The 16,719-nt window shown below is 59.3% G+C and carries 15 protein-coding genes and 1 riboswitch; of the genes, 8 read left to right on the top strand and 7 right to left on the bottom strand.

Going from position 1 to position 16,719, the window contains the following annotated elements:
* Positions 1–78: 78 nt before the first annotated feature.
* From QP381_RS02100 to QP381_RS02075, 6 genes are all read right to left on the bottom strand, one after another.
* On the bottom strand, positions 79–1,689 hold the full coding sequence (locus QP381_RS02100) for an MFS transporter (RefSeq protein ID WP_179370068.1): 1,611 nt from the start codon (positions 1,687–1,689) through the stop codon (positions 79–81).
* Positions 1,690–1,773: 84 nt separating this feature from the next.
* Positions 1,774–1,974 carry a hypothetical protein gene (locus QP381_RS02095; protein WP_179370067.1) on the bottom strand — a complete coding sequence of 67 codons (201 nt, stop codon included), beginning with the start codon at positions 1,972–1,974 and terminating at the stop codon, positions 1,774–1,776.
* Positions 1,975–2,151: 177 nt separating this feature from the next.
* Positions 2,152–3,777 (bottom strand): NAD(P)-binding protein, encoded by a 1,626-nt coding sequence (locus QP381_RS02090; RefSeq protein WP_285067681.1) that lies wholly within the window; start codon positions 3,775–3,777, stop codon positions 2,152–2,154.
* A 16-nt stretch (positions 3,778–3,793) separates the two neighbouring features.
* Entirely contained in the window at positions 3,794–4,915 is a 1,122-nt protein-coding gene (locus QP381_RS02085; protein ID WP_285067678.1) for a thiamine pyrophosphate-dependent enzyme, read from the bottom strand.
* A 12-nt stretch (positions 4,916–4,927) separates the two neighbouring features.
* Positions 4,928–6,187, bottom strand: coding sequence for a pyruvate ferredoxin oxidoreductase (porA, locus tag QP381_RS02080; protein ID WP_285067677.1), 1,260 nt, complete (start codon positions 6,185–6,187; stop codon positions 4,928–4,930).
* Positions 6,180–6,770 (bottom strand): 2-oxoacid:acceptor oxidoreductase family protein, encoded by a 591-nt coding sequence (locus QP381_RS02075; protein ID WP_179370064.1) that lies wholly within the window; start codon positions 6,768–6,770, stop codon positions 6,180–6,182. Before QP381_RS02075 ends, porA begins: the two co-directional genes overlap by 8 nt.
* Before the next feature lie 385 nt (positions 6,771–7,155).
* Here QP381_RS02075 and QP381_RS02070 point away from each other — a divergent pair, with 385 nt between their 5' ends.
* The 8 genes from QP381_RS02070 (at position 7,156) to QP381_RS02035 (ending at position 15,524) form a co-directional block, all read left to right on the top strand.
* Positions 7,156–7,620, top strand: a complete 465-nt coding sequence (locus tag QP381_RS02070) for a RidA family protein (RefSeq protein WP_103632898.1) — start codon at positions 7,156–7,158, stop codon at positions 7,618–7,620.
* Between the two features lie 94 nt (positions 7,621–7,714).
* A complete protein-coding gene (locus QP381_RS02065; RefSeq protein WP_285067674.1) occupies positions 7,715–8,263 on the top strand; it encodes a DUF2249 domain-containing protein in 549 nt (182 codons plus the stop codon).
* A 100-nt stretch (positions 8,264–8,363) separates the two neighbouring features.
* The gene (locus QP381_RS02060) at positions 8,364–8,837 is read left to right on the top strand and encodes a toxin (RefSeq protein WP_101628072.1); all 474 of its coding nucleotides are present in this window, start codon (positions 8,364–8,366) and stop codon (positions 8,835–8,837) included.
* A 345-nt stretch (positions 8,838–9,182) separates the two neighbouring features.
* The gene (locus QP381_RS02055) at positions 9,183–10,631 is read left to right on the top strand and encodes an amino acid permease (protein ID WP_101628071.1); all 1,449 of its coding nucleotides are present in this window, start codon (positions 9,183–9,185) and stop codon (positions 10,629–10,631) included.
* A gap of 125 nt (positions 10,632–10,756) precedes the next feature.
* A riboswitch (TPP riboswitch) is annotated at positions 10,757–10,869 on the top strand.
* Positions 10,870–10,901: 32 nt separating this feature from the next.
* Positions 10,902–11,507: an ECF transporter S component gene (locus QP381_RS02050; protein WP_101628070.1), complete on the top strand. Its 606-nt coding sequence runs from the start codon at positions 10,902–10,904 to the stop codon at positions 11,505–11,507.
* A 95-nt stretch (positions 11,508–11,602) separates the two neighbouring features.
* A complete protein-coding gene (locus QP381_RS02045) occupies positions 11,603–14,038 on the top strand; it encodes an ATP-binding cassette domain-containing protein (RefSeq protein ID WP_179370061.1) in 2,436 nt (811 codons plus the stop codon).
* A gap of 2 nt (positions 14,039–14,040) precedes the next feature.
* Entirely contained in the window at positions 14,041–14,652 is a 612-nt protein-coding gene (locus QP381_RS02040; RefSeq protein WP_101628068.1) for an AAA family ATPase, read from the top strand.
* 83 nt (positions 14,653–14,735) lie between these two features.
* Positions 14,736–15,524: a class I SAM-dependent methyltransferase gene (locus tag QP381_RS02035; protein ID WP_101628067.1), complete on the top strand. Its 789-nt coding sequence runs from the start codon at positions 14,736–14,738 to the stop codon at positions 15,522–15,524.
* An 81-nt stretch (positions 15,525–15,605) separates the two neighbouring features.
* On the opposite strand, the gene QP381_RS02030 is transcribed toward QP381_RS02035, so the two are convergent.
* Positions 15,606–16,691 carry a Gfo/Idh/MocA family protein gene (locus QP381_RS02030; RefSeq protein ID WP_179370060.1) on the bottom strand — a complete coding sequence of 362 codons (1,086 nt, stop codon included), beginning with the start codon at positions 16,689–16,691 and terminating at the stop codon, positions 15,606–15,608.
* Positions 16,692–16,719: the final 28 nt, after the last annotated feature.

Here is a 16,719-nt window from a genome sequence, read left to right as displayed (position 1 = left end):
TACGAGGCCGGGATCTTCTGCCATCTTTTATCTCGGATCTGGTCCGAGTGTTGGGGCTGAAAGTGCTGGTGGGGGGGCTCAGTGCCCGTGTTCGAGCGCGAATTCTTGCTCGAACTCTTCCAGTGAAACACCCTTCGTTTCGGGCACGATGTAAATGTAGAAGAGCAGGGAAAGCACGTTGATGGCACCGAAGACGGCGTAGGTTTTCGCAGCTCCCAAATGGGCGATCATCACCGGGAACACGTAGGAGACGACCGCGTTCATCAGCCAGCCGCACCCGACCGCGAAGCCTTGGGCGACGCCACGGATGCGGGCGGGGAAGATCTCGGATACGAGAACCCAGTTGACCGTGCCCGACTGCTTCGCGAAGACGAAGAGGGACACGAGGACGACGACGAGCCACGGGAGGAACGCCGGGATGTCCGCCGAGATCGTGCCGTCGGCGAGCGTGTAGGGCGCGATCCCGAACGCGAAGACGAGGGCGAGGCTGAAGAGGAAGAAGGTGACGCCCGATTCCTGGTAGATGCCGACGTGGCGGCGCTGGAGCCGCCCGACGAGCCAGAGGCCGAAGGCCGCGCCGACGGTGGCGACCGCACCGGTGATGACGTTGAGGGAGATCGAGTCCGTCGTCGAGAAGCCGGCGGCGTGGAGGATCTTCGGCAGGTAGTACATCGCCGTGTTGATGCCGGTCAGCTGGTCGAAACACGCCAGCCCAATACCGATGAACACCAAGCGACGCGTCCACTTCACCTTGAAGGTGCGACGCAGGGACCACTTGCCCTCGTTCTCCTGCCGCTCGTGGAGGTCGATCATCTCGCGGACCTCGCCGGCGACGTCATCGTGTTCGGGGTTACGGATGCGTTTCAGTGAGCCGATGGCTTCGACGTAGTGGAGGTTCGCGGCGTACCAGCGTCCAGATTCGGGCATCATGCGCATACCGATCCAGAGGGCGATCGCCGGGATCGTAGCCAGGACAAGCATCCAGCGCCAGGCTGAACCGTTGCCGTCCGAAACGGCGAGGTTCGCAACGTGAGATGCCTGATCCCACGAGTACCAAGAGCCGGCATTGAGCGTGCCTGTTGCATCCGACCAGACCTGCACCTGTGGGCCTCCGTGGGCGCGCGAGAGCATTGCGTTCATCGAGTAGGCGAGCAGTTGACCAAAGACGATCATGAACTGGTCAAGCGCGACCAGCTGACCTCGTACGCGCGTGGGCGCAGATTCGGATAGGTAAATCGGGACGGTTGCCGAGGCCCCGCCGACCGCCCAGCCAAGGATGAAGCGGAAGAAATACAGGATCCAAACGTTCGGTGACAGAGTACAACCGAGTGTGCCGATCACGAAGATGGTGGCGAGGACCAGAATGTTGTGTCGGCGTCCGTAGCGGTCAGAGAGACGACCGCCGATGATTGCGCCGAAGGCCGCACCGATTGCGAGGAATGCGCCGACCAGACCTTCTTCGAACTCGTTGATTGCAAGGCCGCCCGCGTCGGTGGGCATGTACATGTAGGGCAAGGCGCCGGCGATGACGCCGGTGTCGTAGCCGAAGAGTAGGGATCCAAAAGTGGCGATTGTCGCCAGTAGCGCGATTTTGCGCGGTTTACCGGATGCTGGCGTGTTGTTAACCAGCGTGCGGAGTTCAGCTTCGGAAAGATGAGCGTTCTTTCTGCGATGAGCGCTTGAAGTCATACCTCTATCTTGCACGAATGAACACGCTAAATCACCTGATCTGCGCATACTTCCGGGAAAGTATGGGGTAGCCACGCGTTGTTTTCACCCGGTTTCATGGCTAGGGGGTGATTGCAATTTGGTTTCTACATGGTTGGGTTCAGAATTTTTATATCGGTGGTCATCGCCGATCTCGAAAATGGTTTCATCCGTTTCTAGGGTGATTGGGGGGATCTTCTCAATCGCTCTTTTCAAGAGGCAGATCGCCCACGGGAAACGGGTGGCGTCATTGAAGGCTCCTTTCATGAGTGGTTGTTCTCCATGCACTGGGGGGCGCGTCATAGGCGCGCCCCCCAGTCTTGTGTCAGGCATTTTCCCCTTGAGTTCTCCTCTTGGAAAGAAATGGCAACTATTGGAAGGGGAGTGGAAAACAATGGTTGTTAGCCGGCGACAAGCGGTGACCAAACGGTATGGATCGCAGTGTTATACCTGCTCAGGCACCATTGAGATCGCGCCACATGGGCATTCTTCAGCACACACACCGTAACCCTTGCAGTAGTCGTACTTGAACTCGTACGTGCCGGGCTTGATTTTCGTGATCGCATTGTCCGGGCAGACGCCGAAGCAGTTGTCGCATCCGAAGCAGTTGCCACACGACATGCAACGACGTGCCTCGAAGACGGCTGATTCTTCATCCAGACCCTGAACAACCTCGTCGAACGTGGAGGCGCGACGAGGCCCTTCAAGCTTTTCGCGCACCTGGTGTGGCGCGTCCGAGTAGTACCAAGTGGTCATGCGGCTCAACGATGCATCGCCGGGCTTTTTGGTCGGCGTGTATGTGGCGCCTCGTAGATAGGCGTCAATGTAGCGCGATGCCTTCTTGCCGTGGCCGATCGCGACCGTGACCGTGCGCTCGGAAGGAACCATGTCGCCACCAGCGAAAACACCCTGGATACCGGTCATCATCTGATCGTTAACGGTGACGACACCATCCTTGATTTCGATGTCGGCCGCATTTTCAATCAGCGATAGATCCGCCTCCTGGCCCAGAGCCATGATCAGCGAATCAGCGCCGAGTTCCTCGAACTCGCCGGTCGGCTGCGGGAAGCCACTTTCATCCAGCTCCATCTTTTCGATCGTCAGCTTCTCGCCGTCAACATGTTTCACGGTCGAGAGCCAGCGCATCATGATGCCCTCTTCCTCGGCCTCGGCAACTTCCAAGTCGTGAGCAGGCATGCGGTCGCGGGTACGGCGGTAAACGATGATTGCCTCGCTGGCACCCAGGCGCTTCGCCGTGCGGGCAACGTCGACAGCCGTGTTGCCACCACCGTAGACCACGACTCGACGGCCGAGCATCGGCTTCTCGCCGGTTTCGACGTCTTCAAGAACCGAAACGGCGTCCATGATCTTCGCCGATTCACCGGCGGGAATGTAGGCGCGCTTACCGATGTGAGCGCCGACAGCCAAGAAGATCGCGTCCCAGTTGCCGACCTCGTCGTCGATGTTCTCCACCTTCGCGTTGAATTCGAAGGTGACGCCCATGTCTTCAATGCGCTTGATTTCCGCTTCGAGGATATGACGAGGCAACCGGTAGGACGGGATACCGAAACGCATCATGCCACCGGCCATCGGGCCCGCTTCCTTGATATGTACGCGGTGGCCAGCCATGCGCAGATGGTAGGCAGCTGACAAACCGGAGGGGCCGGCGCCAACGATCAGCGCGGACTTCCCCGAATCGGGAGCGGTCACCGGAACCGTCCACCCTTCAGCAATTGCCTTGTCGCCAAGGAAGCGCTCGATCGCGTTAATACCAACGGCCTCGTCAACCTGCACGCGGTTACATGCGGTCTGGCACGGGTGGTAGCAGACGCGACCCATCGTTGCGGGTAGTGGGTTGTTGACCATGATTTCGCGCCATGCGCTCTCGTAGTCGCCTTCTTCAGCGTGGTAGAGCCATTGCTGAATATTCTCGCCAGCGGGGCATGCGACGTTACACGGAGGAAGAAGGTGAACGTACATGGGGCGTTCAGTACGCCATGAACCGGTTTCGTTTGCCAGCGACGACCCTACATTTAGTGTGATCGCGAAGGGCTGAGTTTCAATCGTCATTGTCTGGTCCTCTTCCTTACTTGCCGGTCTCGTCGTCTGCGAAGCGACCCTCGGGATCTTCGGGTGCGCGCAGGACGCGGTCGAGAACGTCTTCGTCTAGCTGATCAGCGTCGATCAAGCCGTAGCGACGGATATTTCGGTCAGCAATCGCCTGCAGGCGTGCAAGAGTTTCAGGATCGCCCCCGCCCTTGAACAGGTGGGCAAAGCGACGTTGCGGGCGCAGGTACTCTTCGACGGGAGCGGGACGGCGAATCTTTGTCACCGACGTGATTTCGCCACCCTCTGCTTCAAAGACGGGGAAGAGTCCCGTTTGCGTTGCCAGTCGTGCGAGTTTCACGGTGATATTCGAGGCTGCGCCCCAGCCGAGTGGGCAGGGGACGAGGACATGAATGTAGCGGGCACCGTGGTAGCTCATCGCCTTGTTGACCTTGTATTCCAGGTCGCGCAGGTCAGCGACCGTGGCCGTGGCAACGTAGGGAATCTCGTGCGCCATGGCGATGCGAGCCATGTCTTTGCCCTGACCGAAACGGTTGCCGGGGTTTTCGCCAACCGGCTGAGTCGTCGCGGTGCGGGCGGTTGGAGGCGTTGCGCCGGAACGCTGAACGCCCGTGTTCATGTACGCCTCGTTGTCGTAGCAGATGTAGAGGACGTCGTCGTTACGTTCGAACATGCCCGACAGACAACCCATGCCGATATCGACCGTGCCACCGTCACCGCCCTGAGCGATGACTCGAGTCGGCTTGCCCTTGGCGCGCAAGCCAGCAGCAGCGCCTGCCGCAACAGCAGGAGCATTACCGAACAGAGAGTGCAGCCACGGCAGTGTCCAGGCCGACTCGGGGTAGGGGGTCGAGAAAACCTCGAGGCACCCGGTTGCATTCACCGTGACAAGGTCACCGTGAGCTGCAGCCGCCGCCGTATCAAGTGCATAGCGAGCACCCAGTGCCTCGCCACACCCCTGACAGGCGCGGTGGCCAGACGTCAGCGTATTGAGACGATTCGGATCGGACTGAACCGAACGGTAGTCCTCATCAGCAAGTCGGTTGCCCACCGCGTAGGAGCCAACCTGATAAAACTTCACATGTTCGCGAGCGGGGATCTGCGTCGCGCCAACACCGGGAATGCCAAGTTCAACAGTCATCAGTTATCCCTCTCAATTCCCTAGAGTCGCATCGGTGCGGGCCTTCGAATCACGCATGATGTTCTCGGCGGTTGGGCCGCTTCGACGCGTGGCGTTTTCACGTGCGAGCTCGGCGTCCACCAGCTCGTGATCCAGATCCAAGAACGTCTGCGCGGGTAGCGTGCCCGCTTCCAAGTCGTCCAGCATCGAGTGGAGTGATGCCTTCGTGATCGGGCGACCACCCAGGCCAGCGATGACCTCGTAGTTGTCGATGCCCATCCCGCGCACGGCTGAACGGCAGTGCGACGACACTATGCCACCGATACCAACGGAGAAGGCTTTCTCGATGTTCACGAAACGCTTGGCGTTCTTCAGGGCCTCGCGCACCGCGTCGATCGGGAATGGGCGGAAACTCGTGATGCCCAGAACCCCGATCTTTTCGCCGCGCTCGCGGCGTTCATCGACGACGTCCTTGATGGTGCCCAGCACGGAGCCCATTGACACGATGATCGTCTCGGCCTCATCCAAACGGTAGGGGCGAACCAGACCGCCCGAATCACGTCCGAAGATTTCGGCGAATTCCTTTTGGACCTGCGGGATGAGTTCCAGCGCCTGCATCTGGCGATGGTGAGCGAGGTAGCGCACCTCGGTGTAGGCCTCGGGACCGACCATTGCACCGATCGATACCGGATGTGCCGGATCGAGGACCTGACGCGGTTCATAGTCGGGCAGGAACCTCTTGACCTGCTCTGCTTCGGGAACGTCCACGATCTCCATCGCGTGGGTCAGGATGAAGCCATCCATGCAGACCATGACCGGGATGGAGAGCTCTTCGGCGATACGGAACGCCTGAATGTGCAGGTCAGCAGCCTCTTGGTTCGTCTCGGCATAGAGCTGTAGCCAACCGGAATCGCGTTGGCTCATCGCGTCCGTGTGGTCGTTCCAAATGTTGATCGGAGCGCCGATTGCGCGGTTTGCGACGGTCATGACGATTGGCAGGCCAAGGCCGGCAGCGTTGTACACCGCTTCGACCATGAACAGCAGGCCCTGCGATGCGGTTGCCGTGTAGGTGCGTGCGCCAACGGCGGAAGCACCGATGCAGGCGCTCATTGCGCCGAACTCGGACTCAACGTTCAGGTACTCGCATCCCGTCAGGTTGCCCTTCTTCACCAGCGCGGAGAGGGCCTCGACGATGTGCGTTTGTGGACTGATCGGGTAGGCAGCGATCACTTCGGGCGAGCAAGCTGCGACAGCCTTTGCGATCGCCTGCGATCCTTCGATTTGTTCACGCATCAGCGCCCTCCTTCGTGTTTGCGCGCTCAGCGTTCACCTGGTCGTATGCAGCGGTCGCGGCGTTAACGTTTGCTTCGCCAACCTTGCCGGGGAATCGCTTGCGGATTGCGTCGGTGACGGAATCCAGGGCAATCAAGCCGGTCAGTGCCGCGACTCCGCCGAGCATGACCGCGTTCGGAAGTGGCCTGCCCACGTGTTCGCGGGCAATGTCGAATGCGGGGATCGTGATCGCATGCCCCTTGGGCAAAGAATTCACGAGGTCCATCAGACCGAGCTCTTCAAATGATTTTGTCGAGTTTAAAAGCACGTAGCCTTCAGGCTTCAAGCCGGCGAACACGTCCATCACCGACAACAGCGTCGGATCCTGAACGACGATGACGTCAGGCTCGAGCACCGGCTCGCGCGTACGGATCTCCTTGTCGGTGATCCTGCAGAAGGACACAACGGGTGCGCCGGTACGTTCTGAACCGAAGGACGGGAAAGCTTGCGTGTGGTGTCCGTCTGTAAAAGCAGCCATTGCTAACAGGTCGGATGCCGTGACGACTCCCTGTCCTCCTCGACCGTGGATTCTCACTTCAACCATGTCTGCGACCGTAGGTTGATTGTCAACAATTTGTGTGAGCCCTGAAAAAGTCGCGTAATAGCGCTGTTTATACGTGTCGAAAGGTGAGATTGTTAGTGATGGGCGACATAAAAACGTGCAACCGAAGTGTCGTAAAATGATGAGTGGTGCACATCATGTCAATTGGCCCTAATGCCTATGTGAACCCTATGTCCTCCACAGTGTGCCGACCTTGTCGCCACATTCCTTGGAGTGAACATTGGTGTCCTCGCAGTGACGATCGTCCTCGCGCGGTCGCGGACGATGGCAAAGACACCTAACCTGGAAGGGAATCGGCGTTGCTCGACGCTAAGGAGCGGGCAGACGCCTGCGACGAATATGATCAGCGAAAACTGAAAGGACAGTCATGAGCCTGCCATCTGAAAAACTTGCCGAACTTGGCCTGGAACTTCCGCCCGTCGCAACTCCTGTTGCCGCATACGTGCCAGCCGTCCTCGACCGCGGTGTTATCCGCACCTCGGGTCAGCTCCCTGTTGTTGACGGTGAACCCGTTTGCATCGGTGCAGTCGGTGAGGATGCAACTGACCCCGAAGATGCCAAGGATGCCGCACGCGTCTGCGCGCTCAATGCGATCGCGGCAGCCGCGACGTTGGCGGGTGGTGTCGACAACCTCGCAGGTGTCGTCAAGGTTGTTGGCTTCGTGTCGTCGCGTCCTGACTTCTACGGCCAGGCCGGCGTCATCAATGGTGCGTCTGAACTATTCGCTGAAATCTTCGGCACCGCACACGCGCGTTCTGCATTCGGTGTTGCGGCCCTGCCGTTGAACGTATCCGTCGAGGTCGAAGCAGAATTCGCGCTCCGCGAAGACTGATCTGCTCGCGCTGAAATGGCGCGGAAGTCCTGTAGTGAACGGGTACCCCCATAGGGTATATTTCGAGTGAATGACTCAAGCTTTTGGAGGAAAAATGGCCGACGCCCTGCCCGAGGCAGCGCCCTCGCAGAACCATCAGACATTCAAGCTCGTTGACGCGCGAACCGGCACCGAAGACGTGAAGTCCGAAGGTGGCTGTGGCTGTGGCGGCCACGGAAACGGTGGAGGATGCGGTGGCAAGGGTCGCGGCCACGAGGTCCCCGTTGAAGAAACCGCGTCCGGTTGTGGCTGCGGTGGACACGGTCATAAGGCTGAAGAGGCAAAGCCGGAAGGCGGTTGTGGCTGCGGTGGTAAGGGACATGGTCGCGGAGGTCATGGACACGGCCATCACAGTCACGGACACTGTGGCCATGGTGCGGGCGTTGAAGAACTCGTTCTTCACTCGATCCCGAAGGTCGTTCGTCGCGCCGCCTTGTTCGCGGCAATGGATTCTCTGCCGGTAGGCGAAAACATCCAGATCTGCGCTCCGCATCAGCCTGACCCGCTGTTTGCTCACCTGCAGGGCTCCGAGTCCCACTACCGTGTCGAGACCATCGAAGCGGGCCCGGAAAACTGGCGCTACCGCGTCACGCGTATTTCCTGATCATTCATTCACTTTGGGGTGCGTCGCGATCCGCGACGCACCCCAAAGTCATATTCGCGTTCATCTAGTGACGTGGGAAGATTCCGGTTACCGTTGAGGTATGAATTTCTTCGATGATGATGAGAACACCCCGGAAGAGGACTTCGACCGCGTCGAAGTTGACCGTGGAATTGCCACCTCTGTTGAAAACGTGTGGGCAGTTGTCAGCGAACCCGGCTGGTGGGTTAATGACGGTCCGGTCGACGACCACGAGGTCGCCCTTGATGATGAGGGCATCTACCACGTGACTGACCCTGAAGCGGGCGAGTGGCTGGTTGAAAAAGCAGACGAGGATCCGATGGATGTCGTCGCCTTCCGCTGGTATCCGATCGCATCCGATGAGCTCCCCGACGAATACGCGACTCGCGTCGAAATCTCCCTCTCTGAAGAGGGCGACTCGGTGAACGTTCACATCGAAGAGTCCGGCCTCTCGTCAGTCAGCGACGATGAAGACGAGGCCCGCCAAATGTGGGATGACGAAGCGGGGATGTGGGCTGAAGCGCTTGATGCGATCAAAGCTCACCTCGAAGCCTGAACCTTTCTTCAGACCGCCCACACTGCAAGCCCTGGTGCTTTGTGGTGTGGGCGGCCTCGTGATTGAGGAAGAGAAAACGCGAAGGTGCAAGATCGTGTAAATCGACACATCTGCGCCGGTGGGGCACGGTTGAGTGAATGCGAGGTGACTCGTTTGCCATGTGTCGCGCATGAAAAGGTAACGCGAAGGTGAAGTATCGTAAACAGTTATTGGGGCACTGTTAGCGAATGACGGACCTTGCACAGCAGCAGTGCTCGGCTTACCCGTAGTGTCGGCGTCATCACCGCCGACACACACGTTCGGCGATATCGTCGACGCGGAAGGAGTCTGATGAGTAGTCACGGCATGAGCGCGACCGGAACACCTGCGCCTAGCGCAGGAGCCGACACCGGCGAAAGTGGTCACCTGCAACGCAATCTGCAAAACCGCCACGTCCAGCTCATCGCAATCGGTGGCGCAATTGGCACCGGCCTGTTCATGGGCTCCGGCAAGACGATCGCCACAGCAGGCCCTTCGATCCTGCTGGTCTACATCATTATCGGCGCGATCCTGTTCATGTTCATGCGCGCGATGGGTGAGTTACTTCTGTCGGACTCGCGCTATCACACGTTCGCTGACATCGCCCGCGACCTTATCGGTCCCTGGGCCGGGTTCGTCACCGGCTGGACGTACTGGATGTGCTGGGTCGTCACCGGCGTCGCCGACGTGATTGCCATCACCGGATACGTCAGATTCTGGTGGCCACAAACGCCCGCGTGGATCCCGATTGTCATTACGACAGTCCTGCTGTTCTCCCTGAACGCGATGACCGTGAAGGCGTTTGGTGAAACAGAATTCTGGTTCGCGCTGGTCAAGATCGTTGCGATTCTTGCGCTGGTCGTCGTTGGTTTCATCATGGTCGCCATACACACCACCTCCGAAGCTGGCACGACCGCTGCGGTATCAAACCTCTGGTCGCACGGCGGTGTTTTCCCGAAGGGCTTCATCGGATTCTTGGGTGGCTTCCAGATTGCTCTCTTCGCATTCGTCGGCATCGAACTGGTCGGCACGACGACCGCGGAAACCGCCGACCCGGAAAAGACTCTGCCCAAGGCGATTAACTCCATCCCCGTGCGCATCATGCTGTTCTACGTCGCGGCTCTCGCCGCGATCATGATGGTGACCCCGTGGGACCAGGTTGACCCCGAGCGTTCACCGTTCGTCACCATGTTCTCCATGACCGGCCTAGCGGCGGCCGCAACGATCGTGAACATTGTCGTTCTGACCTCTGCTGCATCGTCGGCGAACTCCGGCATCTACTCAACGTCGCGTATGCTGTTCGGCCTGGCGTCGCGCGGAGACGCCCCCAAGATCTTTGCCCGCCTGTCTCGCCGTCACGTCCCGAAGAACGCCCTGTTCCTGTCGTGTGTCTGCCTGCTGTCCGGCATTATCGTCATGGCGTCCGGCGGGTCGATCTCCGCGGCGTTCACGCTGGTCACATCCATGTCGGCAACCCTGTTCATGGGCGTGTGGGTCGTCATCATCGTCTCGTACCTGATTTACCTGCGTCGCTACCCTGAGCGCCACGAAGCCTCCGTCTTCAAGGCTCCGTGGGGCGCAGCATCCGCGTGGATCGTCTTCATCTTCATGCTGGCGATGGTCGCCGTCCTCATCCTGTTTGAGGACACGCGTCAGGGCTTGTTCACGTCCCTCGTGTGGATTGTCTTTATCGTCGGTGTTGCGCTGATCAATCGCCATCGCATGTTGAAACGCGCAGAGGAAGGCACCCTCGATCACGCGGTCGCCGATGTTTGACGCACAGGCGCGACTTCTCGCCCCTGTTGTCGACACATCCGGCATCTCCGTATCGCACGTCCTTTCATTTTCTGAAATATCGACCGCCTGAATTCGCAATCTGTGTATCCGCTGATTAGGCTTTACTTCAGTGCCACGGGAACCCGCACGCGTGCTGGGTTGAGAGGAAGGCAAAGTGCCTTCGACCGTCGAACCTGAACCGGATAATGCCGGCGTAGGGAGGCTTCCTACTCGTGAGCACCATGCTGTACACGAGAGGAGTTCTTCAGCATGAGTGACAACGTTGCATCCGCACCCCGCCTGAATTGGCGCGTCGTTGACATGGTGACCACCGCGATTCTTGGTGTTGCATGTGGTTTGCTGTTCCTGATCTGGAACCAGGTTGGTGGCTTGGGCTACGACGTTCTGGATGCAGTGACCCCCGGTTTCGGTGGTCTGATTACCGGTATTTGGCTGATCGGTGGCCCGATTGGTGGATTGATCGTCCGCAAGCCGGGTGCTGCAATCCTGGTTGAAGTCATTGCTGCTTCGGTTTCCGCTGCGCTGGGTTCACAGTGGGGTATTTCGACGCTGTACTCGGGTCTTGCTCAGGGTCTGGGCGCCGATATCATCTTCGCTCTCTTCGTTTACCGTCGCTTCAGCCTGACGGTTGCCGCCCTTTCGGGTGCCGGTGCCGGTGTGGGCGCGTGGATCCTTGAGTTCCTGGCGTTCGGCAACATGGCGAAGTCCTTCGGCTTCAACATCACGTACTTCATCACACTGATCATTTCGGGTGCGATTGCGGGCCTGCTGGCATGGCTGCTGGTTCGCGGTCTTGCGCAGACTGGCGCGCTGGATCGTTTCGCGGCCGGTCGCGAGGTTCGGACTCGCGTCTGATGAATTGACGAGGCCTGGACCCGCTGGCGAAGGCACAAGCCACCGCCAGCGGGTCCAGGCTTTATCGGTCTCTACTCTTTCTGGGGCGTTGCACTATGAGCACTAATCTGCCTGATCCCGGTATTCCTGCTTCTCACTCTGACTCGTTACGTGGGGAGGATGCCAAGGCACCTCGTACCCCCGCGTCGGTAGTGATCGAAGACTGGGGTTGGCGTCATGGCGGTCGTCTGAAGTGGACGCTCGATGGGGTGAATCTGCAGATTAACCCGGGTGAGCGCGTTCTGGTTTTAGGCCCAAGTGGCTCAGGTAAGTCGACGTTGATGGCAGGTTTGGCTGGCCTGCTCGGTGGGGAAGATGAGGGTGAAGCGCGAGGCTCCCTATTGGTCGAGGGCGAAAAGCCGGAGAATCTTCGCGGTCGCATCGGCTTGATGATGCAAGATCCTGAGGCTCAGGTTGTGCTTGCGCGTGTCGGTGATGACGTGGCGTTCGGCATGGAGAACCTCGGGGTTGTGCGCGAAGAGATTTGGCCGCGCGTTGATGCCGCTTTGGAAGCGGTTGGCCTGAATGTCAGCCGTGATCGCAATACGTCGATGCTGTCGGGCGGTCAGAAACAGCGCCTCGCACTCGCGTCGATTTTGGCGATGCAGCCCGGTCTTCTGCTTCTTGATGAGCCGACCGCAAACCTTGATCCGGAAGGCGTTGCGGGGGTTCGCGACGCGGTTGAGCGTGTCCTTGCTGTGAGTGGCGCAACGATGGTCGTTATTGAGCATCGCGTGGATGTGTGGGCGTCGCTCGTTGATCGTGTGATCGTGATCCTCGATGGCGCCGTTGCAGCTGATGGTCCGATTGAGCAGGTGCTTGCCGAGCAGGGTGAGACGCTGAAACAGCGTGGCATCTGGCTTCCCGTCGACGATGTTGTTGCCGCGCTCGGAGCTAGCGAAGGAGAGAATCAGGCTCTCGATAACGGAGGGCAGACAGACTCCACTCCCATCCTGTCAGTTCGTGACCTGACGATCGGCTACTCACCGGAGCATCCTGTCCGCACCGGTATCAGCCTCGATATTCCGCGAGGCCAATCGACGTGCCTCGTTGGTGCGAACGGTGCGGGTAAGACGACTCTCGCTCTGACGCTCGCCGGCCTGTTACCGCAGATTGAAGGCACAATCAGAGCCGCTCCGAAGGATGGTCTTCCCAGCGAATCCGCTGACCCGCACGAGTGGCGTTCGAAAGACCTCCTAGGCCGAATCTCTATGGTCTTCCAGGAACCCGAGTATCAGTTCGTCTCTACAACTGTGCGCGGTGAGCTTGAGATCGGCCCTCGTCAAGAGGGAATCGATGGAGACGAATTGGTCGGCCTCGTTGATGAGCACCTGGCCGCACTGGGCCTAGCCGCACTTGCTGACGCGAACCCGATGACCCTGTCGGGTGGCGAAAAGCGCCGACTTTCTGTTGCGAGCGCGCTGATCAGCGCACCCGAACTGCTGATTCTCGATGAACCGACGTTCGGTCAGGATCGCACAACGTGGCTTGAGTTGGTCAGATTGCTTCGCCGTGCGCAGGCTCTCGGTACGACGCTCGTCTCGATTACGCACGACCCCGCCTTCGTCGAAGCGATGGGGCAGAACGTCATTGACCTCGGTAGCGTCGGCGTTGCGCCAGCGGGTGCGAATTCGTCGCTTGCGCCCTCGATCCCAACGGACGAGGCCGACCATGCTTCATCAGACGCCACCTTGGAAGAGAAGGCCGAGCATTCCGCCACGGAGCCGACGCGCCCCAAGCGTTTTATCGAATTGGTGAACCCGGTGACGCAGGTGCTGTCCCTGATTCTGATGACGACGCCGTTAATCCTGTCGATCGACGTCGTATCCGCCGGCATCGCGCTGGTACTGGAACTTTTGCTTCTGCCGGTGACGCATATTCGCGCTCGGACGATTGCGTTCCGCATGATCCCACTGTTCCTCGCAGCGCCTTTGGCTGCTCTGTCGATGTTGCTGTACGCGAACCCCGCGGGCGAAATCTTCTGGTCATTCGGTCCCGCAATCATCTCGGAGCGCTCGGTGTGGATGGCAGCCGGAATCTTTCTGCGCGTCCTGGCAATCGGCATGCCGGCAATCGTGTTGCTGTCACGGATTGATCCGACCGACATGGCGGATGGTCTGGCGCAGATCCTGCACGTTCCCGCCCGTCCCGTGCTGGCAACCTTAGCGGCGGCCCGCATGACCGGGCTGATGACCGCTGACTGGAAGGGCTTGGAGCAGGCGCGTCGGATCCGAGGAATCGGGGACGCTCACAAGGTCGTGTCACTGGCACGCGGTTCGTTCTCACTGCTCGTGTTCGCTTTGCGCCGTAGCGCGAAACTGTCTCTGACGATGGAAGCACGAGGCTTCGGCGCAACCGGACCTCGCACGTGGGCGCGCCAGTCCTCCATGGGCGTTCGAGACATCATCATGCTGATCGTCTCGATTCTGGTGCCGATCATCGCGTTGAGTGCTGCCGTCTATTTCGGTTACTTTGCCTTAATTGGGCGCTGATGATGACGAACAAACAGGCTGAACAACGTCGGTTTTCATCCGCTCTGGGTCAGCCGTTACCCGCCGACCTTGTCGAAGCGACGCTGACCCACGCGCACGCCTCAGCCAGCGAAACCCCGATCATTCTGGTTGACGGGCTGTCGGGCGCAGGCAAATCCACGTTTGCGCTCGCTCTTCGTGATGCCCTGAATGGCATGGCTGGCGGAGACAAGTGGCGAATCATTGGCCCCGACGAGTGGTATCGCGGTTGGCAGGGCCTCGCCGGTGCACAATCCATCACTGAAACGGTGATGGCTGACCTTCGTGCGGGTCGCATCGCCATCTATCGCCCCTGGGATTGGGAAGCATCCACTGAACGTGACCCAAAGCAGGTTCTTCCCGGTGTTCCCACGATCGTCGAAGGGTGCGGGGTGCTGACTGAGCGTAGTTGTGCGCTCGCGGACTACATTATCTGGATTGAAGCTGAGGGTGGCGAACCCGTCCGCTACGACCGCGCGATTGCCCGCGATGGAGACACATATCGGCCACATTGGCGCACCTGGGCCGAGCAAGATGATGCTCGCCTTCTGGTCGATCATCCACAAGAGCTCGCTGACGCGATCGTTCTGACCTGACGTTGCGTGAGCCTATTCGTTACCCAACGCATTCGTCTGTCCCATCCTCGCTTGAGCGTTCGCAGTGACTAGACTTCTCGCTGATGAATCCTTTCGACATTGCCTCCCCCGAGTATGCCTCGGTGCGTCCGGCATACCCAGTTTCGGTCGTTGACCAGCTTGTCGAAATGACGAGGCGAGGCTTGGCAGATCATTCCGCTGGCAAGAGTGATCTCGCTGGCGAGCAGTGCCCCCGCATTGCTGATATTGGTGCTGGAACAGGAAAAATGAGCGCGCTTATTGCCGAGCGTGGCATATGCGTGGAGGCTGTTGAACCATCAGAAGCAATGCGCCAGCAGATGAGTGAAGCACTCGAAGAGCGCTCACCGTGCTGGCGTCACCTCATCGCGATTCACGATGGAACCGCAGAAGATACCGGTTTGCCGACCGGCAGTGTCGACCTCGTTGTCTATGCGCAATCGTGGCACTGGGTCGACGAAGAGCTCGCGAGTCACGAAGCAAGCCGAATCTTGAAGGATCGCGGTGGGATTGGAGTGGTGTGGAACCAAATGGATGTTTCCATCCCCTGGGTTCATCGCCTGACCAGAATTATGAGGTCCGGTGACGTGCACCGACCCGACAAGCCACCGAGCTTTTCCAGCCAATTCACTGAGCCGGTGCTCGGCCTCGTGAACTTCGAAGAGTGCATCACCCCTGAGGACATTCTTCGCTTGGGCACCACGCGATCGTCCTACCTGCGTCAAAACGAAACCGGAAGGGCGCGGATGCAGGACAATCTGCGCTGGTACCTCTACGAACACCTCGCCTACGAGCCTGGAAAACCGGTGACCATTCCGTATATGACGCTCATGTGGACGGCCCATAAGCGCTGAAACACACTGAAAGAAGCGGCCCCGCTTTCCCAAAGAGGAAAACGAGGCCACTCAAACGTGTGAAGTCAGGAAAGCTGACGCTCACTTCTCCCATGGGTAAACGATGTTCGTCTGAGCGCGCATCTCGTCCAGAAGTTCCATCACGCGCAGGGTCGCTGACCTGGGCATCGTGTCGGATTCTTTCTTGCCGGCGGTCAAGCAACGAGCGACCTCGGCCGCCTGGTACTGGAAGCCGCCGGGGACGATGCCCGACCATTCAACGGTCTCACCATTTTCGGGCTTGCCTTCACCGAAAGTGCGCAGGCGCAGAGTCGAGGGACGGTAGAACTGCTCTTCCATCTCAATAGCGCCGCGTTCGAAAACAACTTCGCCGTAGGTCGCGGATCGGCCGTTGAAGTTCGAGGCCGCCATTGCCACCGCGGTGTCGGTCTTCAATAGGGCGGCGGACTGGACGTCGACCCCCAGATCGGTGAGGTTTGCGGTTGCTCCCACAAGCTTCACGTCCGGAAGAATCTGGTGGACGAAAGACATTGAGTAGACGCCAAGATCCATCAGAGCGCCACCACCGAGCTCGGGATCCCACGTGCGACGAATGTGATCCAGCTTTTGGCCGTGATCAGCGTGAACGGTCGAAACTGCACCGAGACCACCATTGGCGACAATCTGGCTGAGTACCTTCTGGTGTGGCAGGTGACGCGTCCACATGGCTTCCATGCAGAACAGGTCCTTTTCCTTCGCCAGATCCAGGACGCGCTTCGCGGAAACGGCATCCATGGTGAAACACTTTTCCACCAAGACCGGCTTGCCGGCGTTGAGGGCGAGGGTCGCCAGTTTCTCGTGCTGCGGGTGGATGGCGGCGACGTAGACGGCGTCAATATCATCGGCTGCAACGAGGTCCTCGTAGGAGTCGTAGGCCTTTTCGACGTTGTAGGTTGCGGCGAACTCTTGGGCGCGCTTCGGATCGCGAGCTGCGATACCTGCCATCACACCGGACGAGTAGGCGGCGACGTCATGAGCAAAAACTGCTGCAATTCCGCCAGCACCGAGGATGCCCCAGCGAATTGCGGGCGCTTCCATCGGATCAAGGAGTTCCACGCCTGCGGCCAGTTCGGCCAGGGGAGCGGGTAGAGGGGCAAGGGCTGTATGAGGATTCGACTGCGTTGTCATACCCTTATTGTTTCATAGCGAACGAAAA

This window comes from Pauljensenia sp. UMB6358 (assembly GCF_030216865.1).
In the GTDB taxonomy this organism is placed as follows: domain Bacteria; phylum Actinomycetota; class Actinomycetes; order Actinomycetales; family Actinomycetaceae; genus Pauljensenia; species Pauljensenia turicensis_A.
This window is presented reverse-complemented; position numbering and strand designations above follow the sequence as displayed.

Bases quoted from the DNA above. Each gene is read 5' to 3' on its own strand.
- QP381_RS02100 (WP_179370068.1), bottom strand. From the start codon at position 1,689: ATGACTTCAAGCGCTCATCGCAGAAAGAACGCTCATCTTTCCGAAGCT.
- QP381_RS02095 (WP_179370067.1), bottom strand. From the start codon at position 1,974: ATGAAAGGAGCCTTCAATGACGCCACCCGTTTCCCGTGGGCGATCTGC.
- QP381_RS02090 (WP_285067681.1), bottom strand. From the start codon at position 3,777: ATGACGATTGAAACTCAGCCCTTCGCGATCACACTAAATGTAGGGTCG.
- QP381_RS02085 (WP_285067678.1), bottom strand. From the start codon at position 4,915: ATGACTGTTGAACTTGGCATTCCCGGTGTTGGCGCGACGCAGATCCCC.
- porA (WP_285067677.1), bottom strand. From the start codon at position 6,187: ATGCGTGAACAAATCGAAGGATCGCAGGCGATCGCAAAGGCTGTCGCA.
- QP381_RS02075 (WP_179370064.1), bottom strand. From the start codon at position 6,770: ATGGTTGAAGTGAGAATCCACGGTCGAGGAGGACAGGGAGTCGTCACG.
- QP381_RS02070 (WP_103632898.1), top strand. From the start codon at position 7,156: ATGAGCCTGCCATCTGAAAAACTTGCCGAACTTGGCCTGGAACTTCCG.
- QP381_RS02065 (WP_285067674.1), top strand. From the start codon at position 7,715: ATGGCCGACGCCCTGCCCGAGGCAGCGCCCTCGCAGAACCATCAGACA.
- QP381_RS02060 (WP_101628072.1), top strand. From the start codon at position 8,364: ATGAATTTCTTCGATGATGATGAGAACACCCCGGAAGAGGACTTCGAC.
- QP381_RS02055 (WP_101628071.1), top strand. From the start codon at position 9,183: ATGAGCGCGACCGGAACACCTGCGCCTAGCGCAGGAGCCGACACCGGC.
- QP381_RS02050 (WP_101628070.1), top strand. From the start codon at position 10,902: ATGAGTGACAACGTTGCATCCGCACCCCGCCTGAATTGGCGCGTCGTT.
- QP381_RS02045 (WP_179370061.1), top strand. From the start codon at position 11,603: ATGAGCACTAATCTGCCTGATCCCGGTATTCCTGCTTCTCACTCTGAC.
- QP381_RS02040 (WP_101628068.1), top strand. From the start codon at position 14,041: ATGACGAACAAACAGGCTGAACAACGTCGGTTTTCATCCGCTCTGGGT.
- QP381_RS02035 (WP_101628067.1), top strand. From the start codon at position 14,736: ATGAATCCTTTCGACATTGCCTCCCCCGAGTATGCCTCGGTGCGTCCG.
- QP381_RS02030 (WP_179370060.1), bottom strand. From the start codon at position 16,691: ATGACAACGCAGTCGAATCCTCATACAGCCCTTGCCCCTCTACCCGCT.